This is a genomic window from Bacillus sp. I-2, from assembly GCF_001974945.1.
Lineage (GTDB): Bacteria > Bacillota > Bacilli > Bacillales > Bacillaceae > Bacillus > Bacillus safensis.
The window spans coordinates 66,664-81,127 of record NZ_LZRW01000002.1; the positions used below are offsets into that span (position 1 = coordinate 66,664).

A 14,464-nucleotide genomic window follows, 5' to 3' on the forward strand; every position below is an offset into this window, starting at 1 on the left:
GACATCGCCCCCTGTTATTATTCACCTTGATAACTAGTGCGCCACTTGAGCAGACGCTTTTCTAACAGACGTACAAATGAATCTGTCAGCTTACCAACTACTGCAAAGATGATAATTCCTACAAACACTTTATCCGTTTGGGAGAATTGCCTTGCATCCATAATCATATAGCCGACGCCGCTGCTTGAACCCATCAACTCAGCTACCACTAAACCAAGCCAAGCAATTCCTAATGACAGTCTCACGCCCAGAAGAATATGAGGAAGAGCAGCCGGTAAAATCAGCTTTGTGATGCTTTGATACACATTAAACTCTAAGGCGCGAGCCACATCAAACAGCTTATTGTCTACACTGCGAATACCTAGAAACGTATTAATATAAATCGGAAAAAAAGCCCCAAGTGCAATCAATAAAATTTTCGCCGTTTCATCAAAGCCAAACCAGAGGATGAATAAAGGAGTGACCGCTAAATGTGGAACGGTTCTCAGCATTTGCAAGGTCGGATCTACATACTGCTCTGTTTTTTTAGAAAATCCTACGCATACACCCAGCATAAGACCTAAGCCTCCACCAAGTAAAAATCCACATATCGCTCGATAAAGGCTGATGTATAGATGGCCAAACAGTTCACCAGAACGAATCAACTCTCGAAAGGATTCTGCAATCAAGACGGGCGAAGGCAAGACAGTGGAAGAAACGATTTGAGAACCAGCTATGATCTGCCAAACCGCAATAAGTAGAACAGGTAATACCAGTCCCTTTAACTTATATAAAGATAAAGCTTTTCTCCTTTTTCTCTTTGTTCGCTCGATTTCAGATGCTAAAGCCGGATTCGAAATAGCTTTCATTTATTCATCTCCTCTTTTAGCATTTTTTCAATAAACGAATTTTCTACAACCTGATTGACATCAATTTTCCGCTGGATCGCTTTTGTTTGATATTGAAAATCAGCGGTATGCTGCTGAGCATTGATGATCTTCTTCGAAATGGGCTTATTGAGTGGTTCCGTATTGTTTAATACTTGTGTGACGACCTTCTTATCTAAATTTTTTAAACGCGCATATAGAGTAACAGCCTCTTCTGGATGTGATTTCTGCCACTTCACCGCATGGTCATATACCCTTAAAAATTTCACTACTAGTTCAGGATGCTGATCAGCAAACTGAGTTCGAACAAGTGTGAAACCTGGAGAATATAAATCGGTCGCTTCCCCATTCACCAGCAGCTTTGCTCCTTTCTTTATCGTTTCAAGTGATAAGAACGGCTCCCAGATCGACCAAGCATCAACGGACCCATTTTCAAATGCTGATATCGCTTCATCTGGCTGAAGCTGAATGATCTGAACATCCTTCGCAGATAAACCTGCCTGATCTAATACTTTGTATAAAAAGTCAAAGCCGCTGCTCCCTTTAGCGACAGCAATTTTTTTCCCTTTTAAGTCTTCTACTTTTTGAATCTCACTGTTCTTATTCACTAAAATACCGTTCGCTTTCAGCCCATCCTGAGATAAACCAATTTCCTTAAAATCAATACCTGCAGCCTGACCTGCTATGACAGGTGAGTTTCCAACTTGTGAGAAATCTAATTGATTTGCCGCAAGTCCTTCAAATTGGGGAGGGCCACTTTGAAACTCCACCCACTTTACCTTCACTCCTTCTTTTTCAAATGATTGTTCAAACCACCCCTTTTCCTTTGCTAAAAGCAGCGGGCTCAAACTTTGCTGAATCCCAATCCGAATTTCTTTCACATTGTTTTCTGAGCCGTCTGCTGCTTGATCACACCCTGCTAAAACAAGCAGAAGAGTCAAAAAGATAACGATCATCTGTTTCTTTTTCATGCGATTTCCCCTCCCTAAATCCCTGATCCATGGGTTAGTAACAATTCATCTGTTTTCTCAAATTCTGAAAGCACCTTTTGTCTTAAGCTTTGAAAAGCGGCTGACGTTCTATCACGCGGAAAAGGCAGGTTCACAGGAAGAATCTTATGGATTCGGCCAGGTCTCGCTTGTAAGAGCACAATTTCATTTCCTAAATAAATCGATTCATCAATATCATGAGTTACGAGCATCATCGTTGTTTTTTTCTCCTGCCAAATGTCCAGCAGCACATCCTGCAAGTGTTTTCGTGTGAATGCATCCAGCGCACCAAATGGTTCATCAAGCAATAAGATCTCCGGATCACGAAGGAGTGCTCTCGCAATGGCAACCCGTTGTGACATTCCTCCTGAAAGCTCATGTGGATAAGCATGTTCAAATCCTTTTAATCGAACAATTTCAATCAATTCATCCACTTTGCGGCGTACATCCTGTTGTTTTAAATTGAAATTGGCCGCTATGTTTTCTTCAACCGTCAGCCATGGAAACAGGCGGTGTTCCTGAAAGATAAAGCCTTGTTTCATTCCTGGTTCTGCGACCCGTCTGTCTCCTATCAAAATTTGCCCATCATACGCTGTGTCGAGCCCGCCTATGATTTTTAGCAATGTACTTTTCCCGCATCCGCTCGGACCTATCACTGTTACAAATTCACCGGGAATAATGCTCAATCTTAAGTCTTCAAGTACCCGAATGGTCTGTTTGTCTTTCCAAAAGGATTTATCCACAATATCAATTGAAATCGTCATTGAAACCTCCACTCCTCATACGATCAGATAAATACACAGAAAGGCCCTTATCCCAAAAAAGAGATAAGAGCCTTCGCGTTGTCCGATCAGCTAATCATATTGATTTGTTAGCACCATCCTAAATCATATCAATCCCATAAATCAACTCAAATTTATAAAATGGTTATTTTGTCCTTGTATGCTTTTCATCGATCCGATCGTAAATCGATTCTATTCGTTCCTTGCTGCTGTAAATCTCATATTTGTTCCGCTCAATCAATATGTCTAGTGTGATATCCATGTGTTTTCTGTATTTTTTTCGTTTTTTCTTTTTTTCCATCTTCATCATCCTTTCTCATTCAAATAAAAAAAGGCTCTTCACTCATGCTTGAGTGATAGAGCCTTCGGTTGACCGATCAGCCATTCTTGTTCGTCTTTTCAGTATGCTCATGTTAATACACACTATTCCTACCTGTCAACTATATTTATTGTTTTTTCAGATTTATCTAAAAAATGATTGACCGAGCAGGGAACAAGATTTATAGTCTTATTAAATATTTCTTATCAAAACAGTTGGTTTTATCTAACAAAAGGAGGATATACCCATGTCAGAAGAACGTCCATTTCGTTTAGAAACAAAAGCCATTCACGCAGGTCAGGAGCTTGATTCAGCAACCTATTCAAGAGCCGTGCCTATTTACCAAACAAGCTCCTTTGGTTTTAGAGACAGTGAGCATGCAGCGAATTTATTTGGTCTTCAGGAACCGGGAAATATTTATTCACGTATTATGAACCCTACAAATGACGTATTTGAAAAGCGTATTGCTGAGCTTGAAGGTGGAATTGGTGCACTTGCTGTTTCTTCTGGACAAGCAGCGACGACTTATTCTATTTTAAACATCGCAGGAGCCGGAGATGAAATCGTATCCTCAAGCAGTCTTTATGGCGGCACCTACAATTTATTTGCCCATACACTCAAAAAACTCGGAATTACAGTAAAATTCGTCGATTCATCCAACCTTGAAGAACTCGAAGCGGCGATCACAGACAAAACAAAGGCAGTGTATGCAGAGAGCATTGGAAATCCAAAAGGCGACATTTTACATATTGAAGCCATCTCAGCCATTGCACACAAGCATCATATCCCGCTTATTGTGGACAATACGCTCGCCAGCCCTTATTTATTAAGACCTATCGAGTTTGGTGCAGACATTGTCGTCCACTCAGCGACGAAATTTATTGGCGGTCATGGTACATCAATTGGCGGCGTCATCGTTGATAGCGGCCGATTCCCTTGGGCTGACAGCGATAAGTTCAAAGGACTGACTGAACCAGATCCAAGCTATCACGGTCTGACCTATACAGAAGCGATTGGAGAAGCGGCTTATATCACAAAAGCACGAGTACAGCTATTACGTGATTTAGGGGCAGCTCTGTCACCATTCAACTCATTTTTACTTCTGCAGGGCTTAGAAACATTACATCTTCGTCTTGAGCGGCATAGTGAAAATGCCTTGAAAACAGCACAATTCTTACAGGATCACCCTCTTGTCGATTGGGTAAGCTATCCGGGTCTTGAAAGTCACGAATCCTATGAGCTTGCTCAAACCTATTTACCAAAAGGACAAGGCGCAATCCTCACATTCGGTATTAAAGGTGGACGCGAAGCAGGTAAAAGGCTCATTGATTCTGTGCAGCTTTTCTCCCATCTCGCAAACGTGGGCGATTCTAAATCCCTCATCATTCACCCTGCCAGCACAACGCATCAGCAATTAAGCGAGGCAGAACAAAAAGCGACAGGTGTCACACCAGAGCTCATTCGTTTATCTGTTGGAACAGAAGCGATTGAAGATATTCTTGCAGATCTTGAACAGGCGATTACAAAAAGTCAGTCTGAATGACATAGAAAAAAGCACACGGCCGTGTGCTTTTTTATTGTTTATTAATGATTGAGTAATCGAATGTCTTGGAAAGGATAAAATACAAATGAGGTAGTTCCTTGAATATCACGCTTTGTAAAAAGACCTAAGCCGTTGCGGCTGTCCATTGAATTTTGACGATTGTCCCCCATGACAAAGTACTTTCCTTTTGGAACAGTCAGAGGGCCAAAATCAGGTGTCAGCAAGGTGCCATCTGCAGCTGCTTTCTTTTTGTTTGATGCTAAGTAAGGCTCCGCCACTTTTTTTCCATTAACATATAGCTGATCATTTTTCATTTCAATTTTATCACCAGGTAAACCAATCAATCGTTTGACATAATGAGTGCTGCGGTCTTCCCCATCAAGAACAATGATCTGTCCCCGTTTATAATCACCGAAATAATCAACCGTTTTATTCACAAACACCCGCTCTGTATCATGCAATGTCGGATACATGGAAGATCCTTTGACAATGTATGGCGCGAATAAAAAGTTCCGAATGATAAAAACAGCAATAAATGCGATTAAGATGGCTTTGATCCAGCCCCATAATTCTGATTTCTTTTTTTGTGTTTTTGTATTTGTTGTCATAAGCTCCTCCTGAATTCCCCAAGGACGAAATGTGTGTCACCAGCTACCAGCCGGCGTCACGCTTGTTTCTCCCTAAATATAAACATATTTTGCCAACAAATCAAGCGAAGAGAGAGAAAAAGGCAAGCACCTTTCTGTGCTTGCCCAAAACTCAGTTAGTTAGCAGAAGAATCCGCTTCTTTTTCTTTGTTTGCTTTTCCATAGAAATAATCCGATGGATTCACTGGTTTGAAATCAGATAACTTATGGAATCGAAGAAGATCCCTATAGAGCACTTTATCTGAAAGACTTAACTGATTATCAACACGGGCTTTAATCGCCTCTGTCTTTTTATTTTGTTTCACCACTTTACCCGTTTTCGTATCATAAACGGTATTATCGACAAGTGTGTATTTCGGTGTCACATAGTTTCCATTACGGAAGGCAACAGTCTCATCATGCTTTTTAGAGAATAAGTCTGTTCCAAAATTCACGAATTCATTTGAATCGATACCTTGTAAGTGAAGAAGTGTTGGCATAACGTCGACTTCACCACCATACGTATGGTTCACGCCGCCCTTCTTACCAGGAATACGAATCATGAGCGGAACACGCTGGTTTTGTGCATTTTGATAAGGAGTGATTTCTTTCCCTTGAATTTCACTCATTGCACGGTTATGGTTCTCAGAAATACCGTTATGGTCACCATATAATAAAATGACTGAGTCTTTATACATACCTGATTTTTTCAAGTCTTTGAAGAATTGCTCTAATGACTCATCTAAATATCTTGCTGTTTGGAAATAGTTATCGACTGTTTTATCGCCAGTTGTTGCCTTAGCAATTGTCGCATCTTTTTCATCTAAATTAAATGGATAGTGATTTGTCAGTGTCATTAAATGTGCATAAAATGGCTTTTTCATTGATTCTAGCATTGGAATTGATTCTTTGAAGAACGGTTTATCCTTCAGACCCATATTCACAAGGTTTTCTTCATCCATGTTGTAATAGGAAGCATCAAAGAATTGATCAATTCCCATATGTTTATAAATCGTGTCACGGTTCCAGAAAGATTTATAGTCCCCGTGAAGTACTGCACTCGTATAGCCTGCTTTTTGATCTAGGATGGCAGGTAGTGATTGGAAGGTATTTTCACCCTTTGTCACAAATGCTGCTCCCTCTGGCAAGCCAAACATACTATTATCCATCATCAGCTCAGCATCTGATGTCTTCCCTTGACCAGTCTGATGGAAGAAGTTATCGAAATACGTAAAGTCGTCTTTCCCATGAGCCAGTTTGTTTAAGAATGGAGTCACTTCTTCTCCATTTAATTTGTAGTCAATTAAGAAAGACTGGAAGCTTTCTAAATGAATTTTAATAATGTTTTTGCCTTTTGCCTTCCCAAAATACTCTGCATTTGGCTTCGCATAGTGAGAAGACGTATAGTTCACAACATCCGTTAAATCTTCACTGCTTGCATTTGCTACCTGTGTTGCGTTTTGTGCTGCTTGTACCCCATCATAAATCGTATAATTATAAACACCTAAGTATTTGACAACATACTTATGATCAAAGGTTCTCGTTAATAATTCTGGACGATCCTTTTCAGCCAAATGAAGGTTTACAAAGAACAGTCCAATACCTGCAGCTACAATCAGCAGTGCAAACGTCTTTTTCATTTGGAACTTCTTCACTTCTGGTCTCCAAATGACAATCGCAATCAAGATGATAATATCAAGGAAGTATAAAAGGTCATGCGGCTTAATGCTTGCTAGCACACCGCCAGTCATCCCTCCCCCAAGATTTCCTGCCTGCTTCATTGTTGAGAAAGTCAAAAAGTCATCAAAGAAACGGTAATACGCTACATTCGCATATAAAAGTGCGGTCATAATAAAATCAATAACAATTAAAACAATGGCAGATTTACGCCCCTTCAAAAAGAGAGCAAGTCCAAAAAACACGATGGCTGAACTAAATGGATTCAATAAGAGAAGCCCCTCTTGAAAAGAACCTTTTACTCCTAAATTAAAGTCCATTTTGTAGGCTGTGTACGATTTAGCCCAGAATAAAAGGACAGCCAAAACAAAAAAGCTATATTTGTTTGCAAATATTTTTTTCATAAAACCTCTTCTTTCTTATCATCGTTCTGATATAAATGAAATCATAAAAAATTTACATTCATTTTGCAAATGTAAATCTTCTTCGCCAAGCATGCCGATGCTCTGTCTCCGCCGGATACATGCGCTCCTTTAATATAACGAATGAGAGGCATCATAAGTTTCAAAAAAAATACGAGTAAATAAAAGGAAAAATATCCATTTACATTAAATTTACGCACACTTCATGTTTTAGTGGATGAAGAAGGTTTTGTAAATCACTCAGTATTACTTTACTTTTTTCATCTATTCGTGTCAAAGTAATTATAAAGAAAAGGAAGAATCACCTAGGCTTTTCGACTCATTTACCCAAATTTATACAAAATTCGATCCTTGCTTCTTTTATTGTGACTCAACCTCCATTAATCCATGTACCTCCCTAAAAAAACAGTTTAAAACAAAAAAAACTTGATTTCCCCTACTGATGTGCGGTGTGATAAAGAGGTAGAACTTGATCGCAACACTTATATGTTCATGAGAAAAAAATCAGGCTGGAGGACATCACATGAAGATGAACAAACAAATCAACACTTTTGAAGAGAGATTTTCAGAAGATGTAGTCACTATCATTGCTGTTACAGGACCTTCTGGCGTAGGAGCAGGAAAAGCAGGACAGGCACCTCTTTGGACCGCTTCTATTCCACTGATTGCTTGGAAGGAAAACGGCCATATCACAACCGAAAATGTAAGACTTTGCTGGCTAACAGATGATAAGGGATTAAGGGAAAAACAGGCACAATTACATAAAGAATCAATCGTTACACTTCAGGTTCGAAAAGGCGAAGGTGAATTCATGCTTGTATCTTTGATCGAAACAGATACACAGGATCAAGCGCTTCAAGAAATTTTAGAAGAAGCCCAAAAGCCTGTGTTTTATCATGATGATACACTTGGAACCTTTGAATTAGTGAAAGGACTAGACTTATTTGAAAAGACGATCCAATGGAGCAATGAAGAGTGCCTTCTCTACTTTAACCTCGAAGAAGATGAAAAAATAAATGACTCTCTTCGAACAGCAAACCAACTTATGCAAGAGCAAGCCAAATGGGATTCTTCTATTAAATCATTTGCCGCGAATCAGCTGATAGATCTAGCAAAGGATTGGCAGGAACAAGACGAATCAGCTGAAGAGCAAGAAGAACTCACAATGAATCAATTTATAAGCCGCATTTCACTTGAAAGCCTGCATGTTTACCCTGAGGGAGAGTTCGAAGTCTACTATCATGATGGTGATTTATTTTGGGGTCATGTCATTATTGTCACAGGAAATATAAATGGCACATTTCATGATGCCCACATTGCAGGCTAAAGGCTGGAGGAATAACCCATGGAAATCAAAGCTTTTCAAGAATTAAATCTAATTGGGAAAACGCCAGCCCTCGCCAAAATTGGCGGCTTCCGTCCTGATCCAGCTGTACACAGCTGGTTTGCAGGCCATTTTTTCATCGATCCTAATCAAGGCTGGCCGACTGATCAAGATGGGGCCATGATTCCGATTGTACAAATTTATTTACCAGAAGTGCCAGGAGGAATGAACGGTTTCAATGAATGTAAGTTGATTCAAATTTTTCTCAATCAGAAAACGCTTCCGATTGATCTCACCAAAAACGGCGAAGGCTGGCAGCTCATTGAATATTCAACAATCGAAGGTTTAGAAGTAGCTGAAACTCCTGAAGAAGTGAGAGGACTCAAACCCTTTCAAATCCAATGGAACGAAAGTGAGCAAAGGGACTTCCCTTGCTGGGAAGAAGCATGGACATACGTCGATTTATCAGAAGTCAACGAAAGTGAAGAAGCCACTAACCACTTCTTTCATCAATACACAAATTATTCATTCACAAAAATCGGTGGATATGGGGCATATATTCAATCCCCGCCCCATCAACAACAAGGCGAATTCATGCTGCAAATCGCCTCAGAAGAAAAACCTCGTTTCATGATTGGTGATAACGGCACGATGTATTTCTATTACAACAAAGAATTAAAAGAATGGTTTATGCACTGGGATTGTTTTTAACGTCTATTGAATGAAACCTTGCCAGCTCCTAAGCGTAATGAATAATATGAAAGGAGGAAGCAAAATGGGATTCATTTTAGACATCTTTTCACTTGCTGTATATATCCCTTTTCTACAAGTGGATGAAGAGAAGATCTCGAAGAACGCAGCGCATCTCAAAAAATATTACTGGTTTCAAACACTATTACATGATCAAACTTGCAGGGACCTCATCATTTATGATTCCGATGTTCGACGTGTCATAGGCAGGTTTAAAACGGAGAAACTCCATAAGAAGCGCTACAACTTAAGATGCGAACGTAAATTACTGCAAGCATTACAACGCGCAATGTAAACTGACAACAAGAGCCGCACTTTCCTGTGGCTCTTGTTTATCAATTGAATCGTTCCTTTTGAAGAAAACATTTGACGCCTGGACAACTCTCCCCGTATATTATGTATAAATCCATCTTTTTCAAAGAAAAGGGGGCCTCACATGCGCTTGTTTAAGAACTGGAGAAAAAAGCAGCCTGCACAGCAAATCACTTCAGAAAAGCAAGAAGACAGCATCCCAATCAACTTCTCCACACTTCCCTTTGGCACAGACACCGTCGATGATTTTTTGTTCAACCTAGACCTGACCTCCAAGCTCACAGATCCCTATAAAGAAACAGATACGAACAAGCTTACCTAGACCTTCGTAAATCCTCATCCAATACTGGATGATTTTTTTATACTCAATGAAAGGTGTAGCCAATGAAAACATATTATATCGTCAGACACTGCCAAGCAGATGGACAATCTAAAGATGCAGCTTTAACACCACAAGGCATCACTCAATCTCATGAACTGACACAGTTTTTTTCCAGCATTCATCTCAATCAAATTATCTCAAGTCCTTATAAACGAGCGATCCAAACTATTGAGCCTCTTGCTCATACAAAACAGCTCGAGATAAAAATCGATCAGCGCCTCTCTGAACGTGTATTAAGCAGCAAACCAATAGACAATTGGTATGAGAAGCTAAAGCTCAGTTTTACAGACTTACATATGACCTGTGAAGGCGGAGAATCGAGTTTAGAAGCCATGAATCGTATTGTAGAAGCACTCCACGAACAAATAAAATTAGAAAAAGATTATACCCTATTCGTCACACATGGCAATATCATGAGCCTGCTTCTTAAACACGCCGATCCATCGATTGGATTCGAGGAGTGGAAGAAACTAAGCAATCCAGATGTCTATACCCTGAAATATTTTAGTCCAGATCATATAGAAGCAAAGCGAATATGGCAATAAAAAAACGGCAGAATGAACTCTGCCGTTTTCTCAACTATTGCTGATAATAAAAGGACTCTACCCACTCATACGGTTTCTTACGCTCCGCACACCATTTCATAAAGCCTCTTGTCTCCGTCTGCTGAAACGCCATCCAATCCGTTAAAAGCTGGCCATAATAAGCGGCTTGTCTTTGAACATTCGTACGAGTTCTTTGATCTTGAATCAGCATCATAACACGTTCAATCCCCTGAATTCTCTCTTGATCCTTCTCATAGGTGCTTAAATAAAGATCTTCATGTATATGATGAAACGAATACCACAAGGCCGATAAATAGATTTCACAAATTTGAACAATCACACGCTGTTCCTTGCTGCCCCCAAGCTCTAGTGCCTTCAATAAATGAGGCAGCCCTTCTCCCTGATGCACAAACAAACCTTGCCAGCGATACGGTCTCACATCCAATGGGTCAACATTCTCCCACGTTTGAAAAACAGGCTGGATCACCCCATTTACCAGCGGATACACAAGCAGATGATGACCATCCTCAAATCGTTCAATCCACTCAAACAGCCAAGCAGCAAATTCACGCTGTACTTCAAAATCGTTCTCTTTCATCTCTTCAATAAAGGCCTGAAGAACGTTTAGTGCATCTTTACGCAGGCCCTGTTCTTTTCTCACACAGTACTGTCTAAAAAGAGGATAATCATTTACTCCTTCGTCTTGAATGATAGCCTGTAATATCGTCTTCGTTTGCATGATCACAACGCCGCCTCTTTACATCCATTCTTTTCTATATTTATGAATAAATTGAATGTCTTTTTGATAATGTTCAAGATGTCCTTCTTGAATCATGTTTTGAAAAGCGATATCCCCCTCACTCGCTTTTCGTTTCATATACTGACATAATCCTTCTAAACGCAGCAGCACCATATCCAAATAATCTTCTGCTATTTCCTCACCATAAGCTTCAAAAAACAGTTTCACTCTATGCTTTATCTGGTCTGCATGGTCTAATGAAAGATAATTTACGACCTCCCCTGTTTCAGTGCGAAAAAATCTACTTAGAGGCACACATGTATAAAGGGTATAAGCGATATCCCATAGTCTCGGACCAGGAGCAGCTACATCAAAATCAATGATACCCACTGGTTTTTCATTATTGAAAATGATGTTGTACATCGCAAAATCATTATGGCAAACAACCTCTATGTTGTTAGGCGTATTGTCCATTCGTTCCCAATCGTCTGAAATAGGAAAATCACAAACAGCATCATGATACAGTCTAAGCATTCTCGCTATTTCTTTTAAGGCAGGGTGAGAGCACATGTATTCTTTTAAAGGATCATGACCGGCTACGCCTTCAATGAAGGACAATATCTCTCTACCTTGTTCATCAACCCCTAAAAACTTTGGAGCATAGGAGAAATTCTTTTTTTCTAAATGCTTTAGCAGCTTTCGTATATTGATATTGTCTGACTTTACTTCTCGACGAACCGTATCTCCAGAACGATATACGTTCGAGACATTGCCACCTGTCAATAACTCCTCATAATCATTTTGTTTTTTCATAAATTCTCCCCTCAAACTGGGTCACAATGATGATGTCAGCTAAAGATATGTATGTACCCACAAATATTCATTTAGTTACACAAAGGTAGTACACTGTTTTATGTGAATGTGCTGCCCCATTTTGTTTCCTTACATGATTAAATGTATCTTATCAAACGTTGCAAATCATCTAAAGATTATTCTGCTAAAAGAAGTACATGCTCATTATTTTCTAATAGGTTTCTATTTTTATCTAAATAACTCATTTAAGCCACAAAAAACGTTTTACCACAAGGGTGAAACGTTAGGTTCATGGAAAAACCAATCATGAAACTTTTAATAGATACCGGTGGCCGGGGTCGAACCGGCACTCCATGATAAATTATTCCTAAAAGGAAAGGTATACCCTCTTAAAGTAAAGCACCCGTTTATGAAATAAGAATTAAAGTTCTTCTTGGTATATTTCTGATTTTATCGGCTTTAAACTCAAAGGTATTTTAAACTCATGAATACCTTCAATATGATTAAAGAAATGATCGATATCGTCATAATCCATTGACCATTCTTCTACCACCTTTAACTTTTTTAACTCGCTTGTTGGTTTAAATAAAAATTCACAGTGTAGTTGTTCCATGTGAGAATAATCATCTTCTTCATAAACTGTAAACTGACGTACAAAGTCAAAATGAAATAGTTTCTCTCCTGTAAAATCATAGACACCACACTGAAATAAAATTTCTTTATCTTCTTCGCCCTCAACTGTCTCCCTTGAAAAAGCCTTAAATATTTCCCAAACCTTTTTTATATCATCGGTATCTTCACCAATGGTATCTTTAAGATAACGTTCAGCATTTTTAACCGTAATCATTACAACACCTCTTGTGTACAATTTATCCAATCCTTCTTCAATTATCCTGCCCCTTTAGTTTAATCATAAGGTAACCATCAATAAAGTAAAAGTTAATCTCCTTAATATGTTCCTCTGTCATATTGTAAGGCTTTAATTCAGCAATACTTATTCCTTTTGCTGTTAGGAAATTAAGAAACGCCTTAAATTTATTACTCACAGTCCTAAACAAATAATTCAATAGCTTTCCGAAATGATTCAACATAAGACTTAGTTTCCTTTTCTAAAATTCCAATTCAACTTGTTCTAAAATATTTTTACGTCTTGCCATTTAGCTAGGTCCCCTTTCAGCAGTGAACACGATTTGAAGTAATTTTGTCGTGTGAAAAATCAGCTAAAAAACAAATAAAAAAACGCCCTCCTACAATTTGTAGAAAGACGTTTTAAACGTTGATATTTCTTAATTCTTCTGTAAACAATAAAGAATATCTAAAAATAGATACCGGTGGCCGGGGTCGAACCGGCACTCCGTGAGGAACACGATTTTGAGTCGTGCGCGTCTGCCAATTCCGCCACACCGGCATGATCATTAAAGAGCGCATCTTATATTAAAAAACAATGGTGCCGAGGGCCGGACTTGAACCGGCACGGTAGTCACCTACCGCAGGATTTTAAGTCCTGTGTGTCTGCCAATTCCACCACCCCGGCAGTCTTTTCAAAAAAGGCGACACCCGGATTTGAACCGGGGATAAAGGTTTTGCAGACCTCTGCCTTACCACTTGGCTATGCCGCCATTATTGGAGCGGAAGACGGGATTCGAACCCGCGACCCCCACCTTGGCAAGGTGGTGTTCTACCACTGAACTACTTCCGCACATCAACTGGGCTAGCTGGATTCGAACCAACGCATGACGGAGTCAAAGTCCGTTGCCTTACCGCTTGGCTATAGCCCAATAATAAAATGGGGCGATTGATGGGAATCGAACCCACGAGTGCCAGAGCCACAATCTGGTGCGTTAACCACTTCGCCACAACCGCCATAGATGTAATGAATGATAAAGTATAATTGGCAGGGGCAGTAGGAATCGAACCCACACCGGAGGTTTTGGAGACCTCTGTTCTACCGTTAAACTATGCCCCTATGAAAACAAAAAATGGTGGAGGGGGGCGGATTCGAACCGCCGAACCCGGAGGGAGCGGATTTACAGTCCGCCGCGTTTAGCCACTTCGCTACCCCTCCACTTTTGAAAAACAGTGCCGGCAAGAGGACTTGAACCCCCAACCTACTGATTACAAGTCAGTTGCTCTACCAATTGAGCTACACCGGCAAATAGTGGTGGCTCGGGACGGAATCGAACCGCCGACACACGGATTTTCAGTCCGTTGCTCTACCAACTGAGCTACCGAGCCATGTATTCTTTTGAAAAATGGCGGTCCGGACGGGACTCGAACCCGCGACCTCCTGCGTGACAGGCAGGCATTCTAACCAACTGAACTACCGGACCATTTTGGTTGCGGGGGCAGGATTTGAACCTGCGACCTTCGGGTTT

The 14,464-nt window shown here is 40.0% G+C and carries 15 protein-coding genes and 11 tRNA genes; 6 read left to right on the forward strand and 20 right to left on the reverse strand.

Features of this window, described 5'->3' with window-relative positions:
• Nucleotides 1–17: 17 nt before the first annotated feature.
• The 4 genes from BAE31_RS00995 to BAE31_RS01010 form a co-directional block, all read right to left on the reverse strand.
• A complete protein-coding gene (locus tag BAE31_RS00995; protein ID WP_076839173.1) occupies nucleotides 18–848 on the reverse strand; it encodes an ABC transporter permease in 831 nt (276 codons plus the stop codon).
• Nucleotides 845–1,822, reverse strand: a complete 978-nt coding sequence (locus BAE31_RS01000; RefSeq protein ID WP_481747476.1) for an aliphatic sulfonate ABC transporter substrate-binding protein — start codon at nucleotides 1,820–1,822, stop codon at nucleotides 845–847. The genes BAE31_RS00995 and BAE31_RS01000 overlap by 4 nt, the downstream gene beginning before the upstream one ends.
• Before the next feature lie 29 nt (nucleotides 1,823–1,851).
• A complete protein-coding gene (locus tag BAE31_RS01005) occupies nucleotides 1,852–2,619 on the reverse strand; it encodes an ABC transporter ATP-binding protein (RefSeq protein WP_076839177.1) in 768 nt (255 codons plus the stop codon).
• Between the two features lie 163 nt (nucleotides 2,620–2,782).
• The gene (locus tag BAE31_RS01010) at nucleotides 2,783–2,938 is read right to left on the reverse strand and encodes an FbpB family small basic protein (protein WP_041109840.1); all 156 of its coding nucleotides are present in this window, start codon (nucleotides 2,936–2,938) and stop codon (nucleotides 2,783–2,785) included.
• A 265-nt stretch (nucleotides 2,939–3,203) separates the two neighbouring features.
• Here BAE31_RS01010 and BAE31_RS01015 point away from each other — a divergent pair, with 265 nt between their 5' ends.
• On the forward strand, nucleotides 3,204–4,499 hold the full coding sequence (locus BAE31_RS01015; RefSeq protein ID WP_034624044.1) for a homocysteine synthase: 1,296 nt from the start codon (nucleotides 3,204–3,206) through the stop codon (nucleotides 4,497–4,499).
• Nucleotides 4,500–4,540: 41 nt separating this feature from the next.
• On the opposite strand, the gene lepB is transcribed toward BAE31_RS01015, so the two are convergent.
• On the reverse strand, nucleotides 4,541–5,107 hold the full coding sequence (gene lepB / locus BAE31_RS01020; RefSeq protein ID WP_024425343.1) for a signal peptidase I: 567 nt from the start codon (nucleotides 5,105–5,107) through the stop codon (nucleotides 4,541–4,543).
• Between the two features lie 155 nt (nucleotides 5,108–5,262).
• A complete protein-coding gene (gene ltaS / locus BAE31_RS01025) occupies nucleotides 5,263–7,206 on the reverse strand; it encodes a lipoteichoic acid synthase (RefSeq protein WP_024427404.1) in 1,944 nt (647 codons plus the stop codon).
• A 541-nt stretch (nucleotides 7,207–7,747) separates the two neighbouring features.
• On the opposite strand from ltaS, the gene BAE31_RS01030 reads away from it, so the two are divergent.
• The 5 genes from BAE31_RS01030 to BAE31_RS01050 all read left to right on the forward strand — a co-directional run bounded on the left by BAE31_RS01030 (nucleotide 7,748) and on the right by BAE31_RS01050 (nucleotide 10,537).
• Nucleotides 7,748–8,551 (forward strand): DUF2262 domain-containing protein, encoded by an 804-nt coding sequence (locus BAE31_RS01030; RefSeq protein WP_076839178.1) that lies wholly within the window; start codon nucleotides 7,748–7,750, stop codon nucleotides 8,549–8,551.
• Between the two features lie 18 nt (nucleotides 8,552–8,569).
• The gene (locus tag BAE31_RS01035) at nucleotides 8,570–9,259 is read left to right on the forward strand and encodes a DUF1963 domain-containing protein (RefSeq protein ID WP_076839180.1); all 690 of its coding nucleotides are present in this window, start codon (nucleotides 8,570–8,572) and stop codon (nucleotides 9,257–9,259) included.
• A gap of 64 nt (nucleotides 9,260–9,323) precedes the next feature.
• Nucleotides 9,324–9,593, forward strand: coding sequence for a hypothetical protein (locus tag BAE31_RS01040; protein WP_076839181.1), 270 nt, complete (start codon nucleotides 9,324–9,326; stop codon nucleotides 9,591–9,593).
• 141 nt (nucleotides 9,594–9,734) lie between these two features.
• On the forward strand, nucleotides 9,735–9,932 hold the full coding sequence (locus BAE31_RS01045) for a hypothetical protein (RefSeq protein ID WP_041109825.1): 198 nt from the start codon (nucleotides 9,735–9,737) through the stop codon (nucleotides 9,930–9,932).
• Between the two features lie 62 nt (nucleotides 9,933–9,994).
• On the forward strand, nucleotides 9,995–10,537 hold the full coding sequence (locus BAE31_RS01050; protein ID WP_076839183.1) for a histidine phosphatase family protein: 543 nt from the start codon (nucleotides 9,995–9,997) through the stop codon (nucleotides 10,535–10,537).
• A 34-nt stretch (nucleotides 10,538–10,571) separates the two neighbouring features.
• On the opposite strand, the gene BAE31_RS01055 is transcribed toward BAE31_RS01050, so the two are convergent.
• The 14 genes from BAE31_RS01055 to BAE31_RS01125 form a co-directional block, all read right to left on the reverse strand.
• Nucleotides 10,572–11,276 carry a hypothetical protein gene (locus BAE31_RS01055; RefSeq protein WP_076839186.1) on the reverse strand — a complete coding sequence of 235 codons (705 nt, stop codon included), beginning with the start codon at nucleotides 11,274–11,276 and terminating at the stop codon, nucleotides 10,572–10,574.
• An 18-nt stretch (nucleotides 11,277–11,294) separates the two neighbouring features.
• On the reverse strand, nucleotides 11,295–12,089 hold the full coding sequence (locus tag BAE31_RS01060; RefSeq protein WP_041109821.1) for a phosphotransferase: 795 nt from the start codon (nucleotides 12,087–12,089) through the stop codon (nucleotides 11,295–11,297).
• A gap of 421 nt (nucleotides 12,090–12,510) precedes the next feature.
• The gene (locus tag BAE31_RS01065; RefSeq protein ID WP_041109819.1) at nucleotides 12,511–12,936 is read right to left on the reverse strand and encodes a hypothetical protein; all 426 of its coding nucleotides are present in this window, start codon (nucleotides 12,934–12,936) and stop codon (nucleotides 12,511–12,513) included.
• A 479-nt stretch (nucleotides 12,937–13,415) separates the two neighbouring features.
• Nucleotides 13,416–13,497 (reverse strand) — tRNA-Leu (locus BAE31_RS01075).
• 37 nt (nucleotides 13,498–13,534) lie between these two features.
• Nucleotides 13,535–13,623, reverse strand: a tRNA-Leu gene (locus BAE31_RS01080).
• Nucleotides 13,624–13,637: 14 nt separating this feature from the next.
• Nucleotides 13,638–13,708, reverse strand: a tRNA-Cys gene (locus BAE31_RS01085).
• A 5-nt stretch (nucleotides 13,709–13,713) separates the two neighbouring features.
• Nucleotides 13,714–13,788: transfer RNA gene (locus BAE31_RS01090), tRNA-Gly, on the reverse strand.
• A gap of 7 nt (nucleotides 13,789–13,795) precedes the next feature.
• A tRNA-Gln gene (locus tag BAE31_RS01095) sits at nucleotides 13,796–13,867 on the reverse strand.
• Nucleotides 13,868–13,876: 9 nt separating this feature from the next.
• Nucleotides 13,877–13,952: transfer RNA gene (locus BAE31_RS01100), tRNA-His, on the reverse strand.
• A 29-nt stretch (nucleotides 13,953–13,981) separates the two neighbouring features.
• Nucleotides 13,982–14,055: transfer RNA gene (locus BAE31_RS01105), tRNA-Trp, on the reverse strand.
• Between the two features lie 14 nt (nucleotides 14,056–14,069).
• Nucleotides 14,070–14,154 (reverse strand) — tRNA-Tyr (locus tag BAE31_RS01110).
• A 15-nt stretch (nucleotides 14,155–14,169) separates the two neighbouring features.
• Nucleotides 14,170–14,242 (reverse strand) — tRNA-Thr (locus BAE31_RS01115).
• Nucleotides 14,243–14,248: 6 nt separating this feature from the next.
• Nucleotides 14,249–14,324, reverse strand: a tRNA-Phe gene (locus BAE31_RS01120).
• 18 nt (nucleotides 14,325–14,342) lie between these two features.
• Nucleotides 14,343–14,419, reverse strand: a tRNA-Asp gene (locus tag BAE31_RS01125).
• Between the last annotated feature and the right edge of the window lie 45 nt (nucleotides 14,420–14,464).

Coding starts and splice junctions, on each gene's coding strand:
- BAE31_RS01065 (WP_041109819.1), bottom strand. CDS start 12,936: ATGATTACGGTTAAAAATGCTGAACGTTATCTTAAAGATACCATTGGT.
- BAE31_RS01015 (WP_034624044.1), top strand. CDS start 3,204: ATGTCAGAAGAACGTCCATTTCGTTTAGAAACAAAAGCCATTCACGCA.
- ltaS (WP_024427404.1), bottom strand. CDS start 7,206: ATGAAAAAAATATTTGCAAACAAATATAGCTTTTTTGTTTTGGCTGTC.
- BAE31_RS01040 (WP_076839181.1), top strand. CDS start 9,324: ATGGGATTCATTTTAGACATCTTTTCACTTGCTGTATATATCCCTTTT.
- BAE31_RS01055 (WP_076839186.1), bottom strand. CDS start 11,276: ATGCAAACGAAGACGATATTACAGGCTATCATTCAAGACGAAGGAGTA.
- BAE31_RS01005 (WP_076839177.1), bottom strand. CDS start 2,619: ATGACGATTTCAATTGATATTGTGGATAAATCCTTTTGGAAAGACAAA.
- BAE31_RS01035 (WP_076839180.1), top strand. CDS start 8,570: ATGGAAATCAAAGCTTTTCAAGAATTAAATCTAATTGGGAAAACGCCA.
- BAE31_RS01045 (WP_041109825.1), top strand. CDS start 9,735: ATGCGCTTGTTTAAGAACTGGAGAAAAAAGCAGCCTGCACAGCAAATC.
- BAE31_RS00995 (WP_076839173.1), bottom strand. CDS start 848: ATGAAAGCTATTTCGAATCCGGCTTTAGCATCTGAAATCGAGCGAACA.
- BAE31_RS01010 (WP_041109840.1), bottom strand. CDS start 2,938: ATGGAAAAAAAGAAAAAACGAAAAAAATACAGAAAACACATGGATATC.
- lepB (WP_024425343.1), bottom strand. CDS start 5,107: ATGACAACAAATACAAAAACACAAAAAAAGAAATCAGAATTATGGGGC.
- BAE31_RS01030 (WP_076839178.1), top strand. CDS start 7,748: ATGAAGATGAACAAACAAATCAACACTTTTGAAGAGAGATTTTCAGAA.
- BAE31_RS01000 (WP_481747476.1), bottom strand. CDS start 1,822: ATGATCGTTATCTTTTTGACTCTTCTGCTTGTTTTAGCAGGGTGTGAT.
- BAE31_RS01060 (WP_041109821.1), bottom strand. CDS start 12,089: ATGAAAAAACAAAATGATTATGAGGAGTTATTGACAGGTGGCAATGTC.
- BAE31_RS01050 (WP_076839183.1), top strand. CDS start 9,995: ATGAAAACATATTATATCGTCAGACACTGCCAAGCAGATGGACAATCT.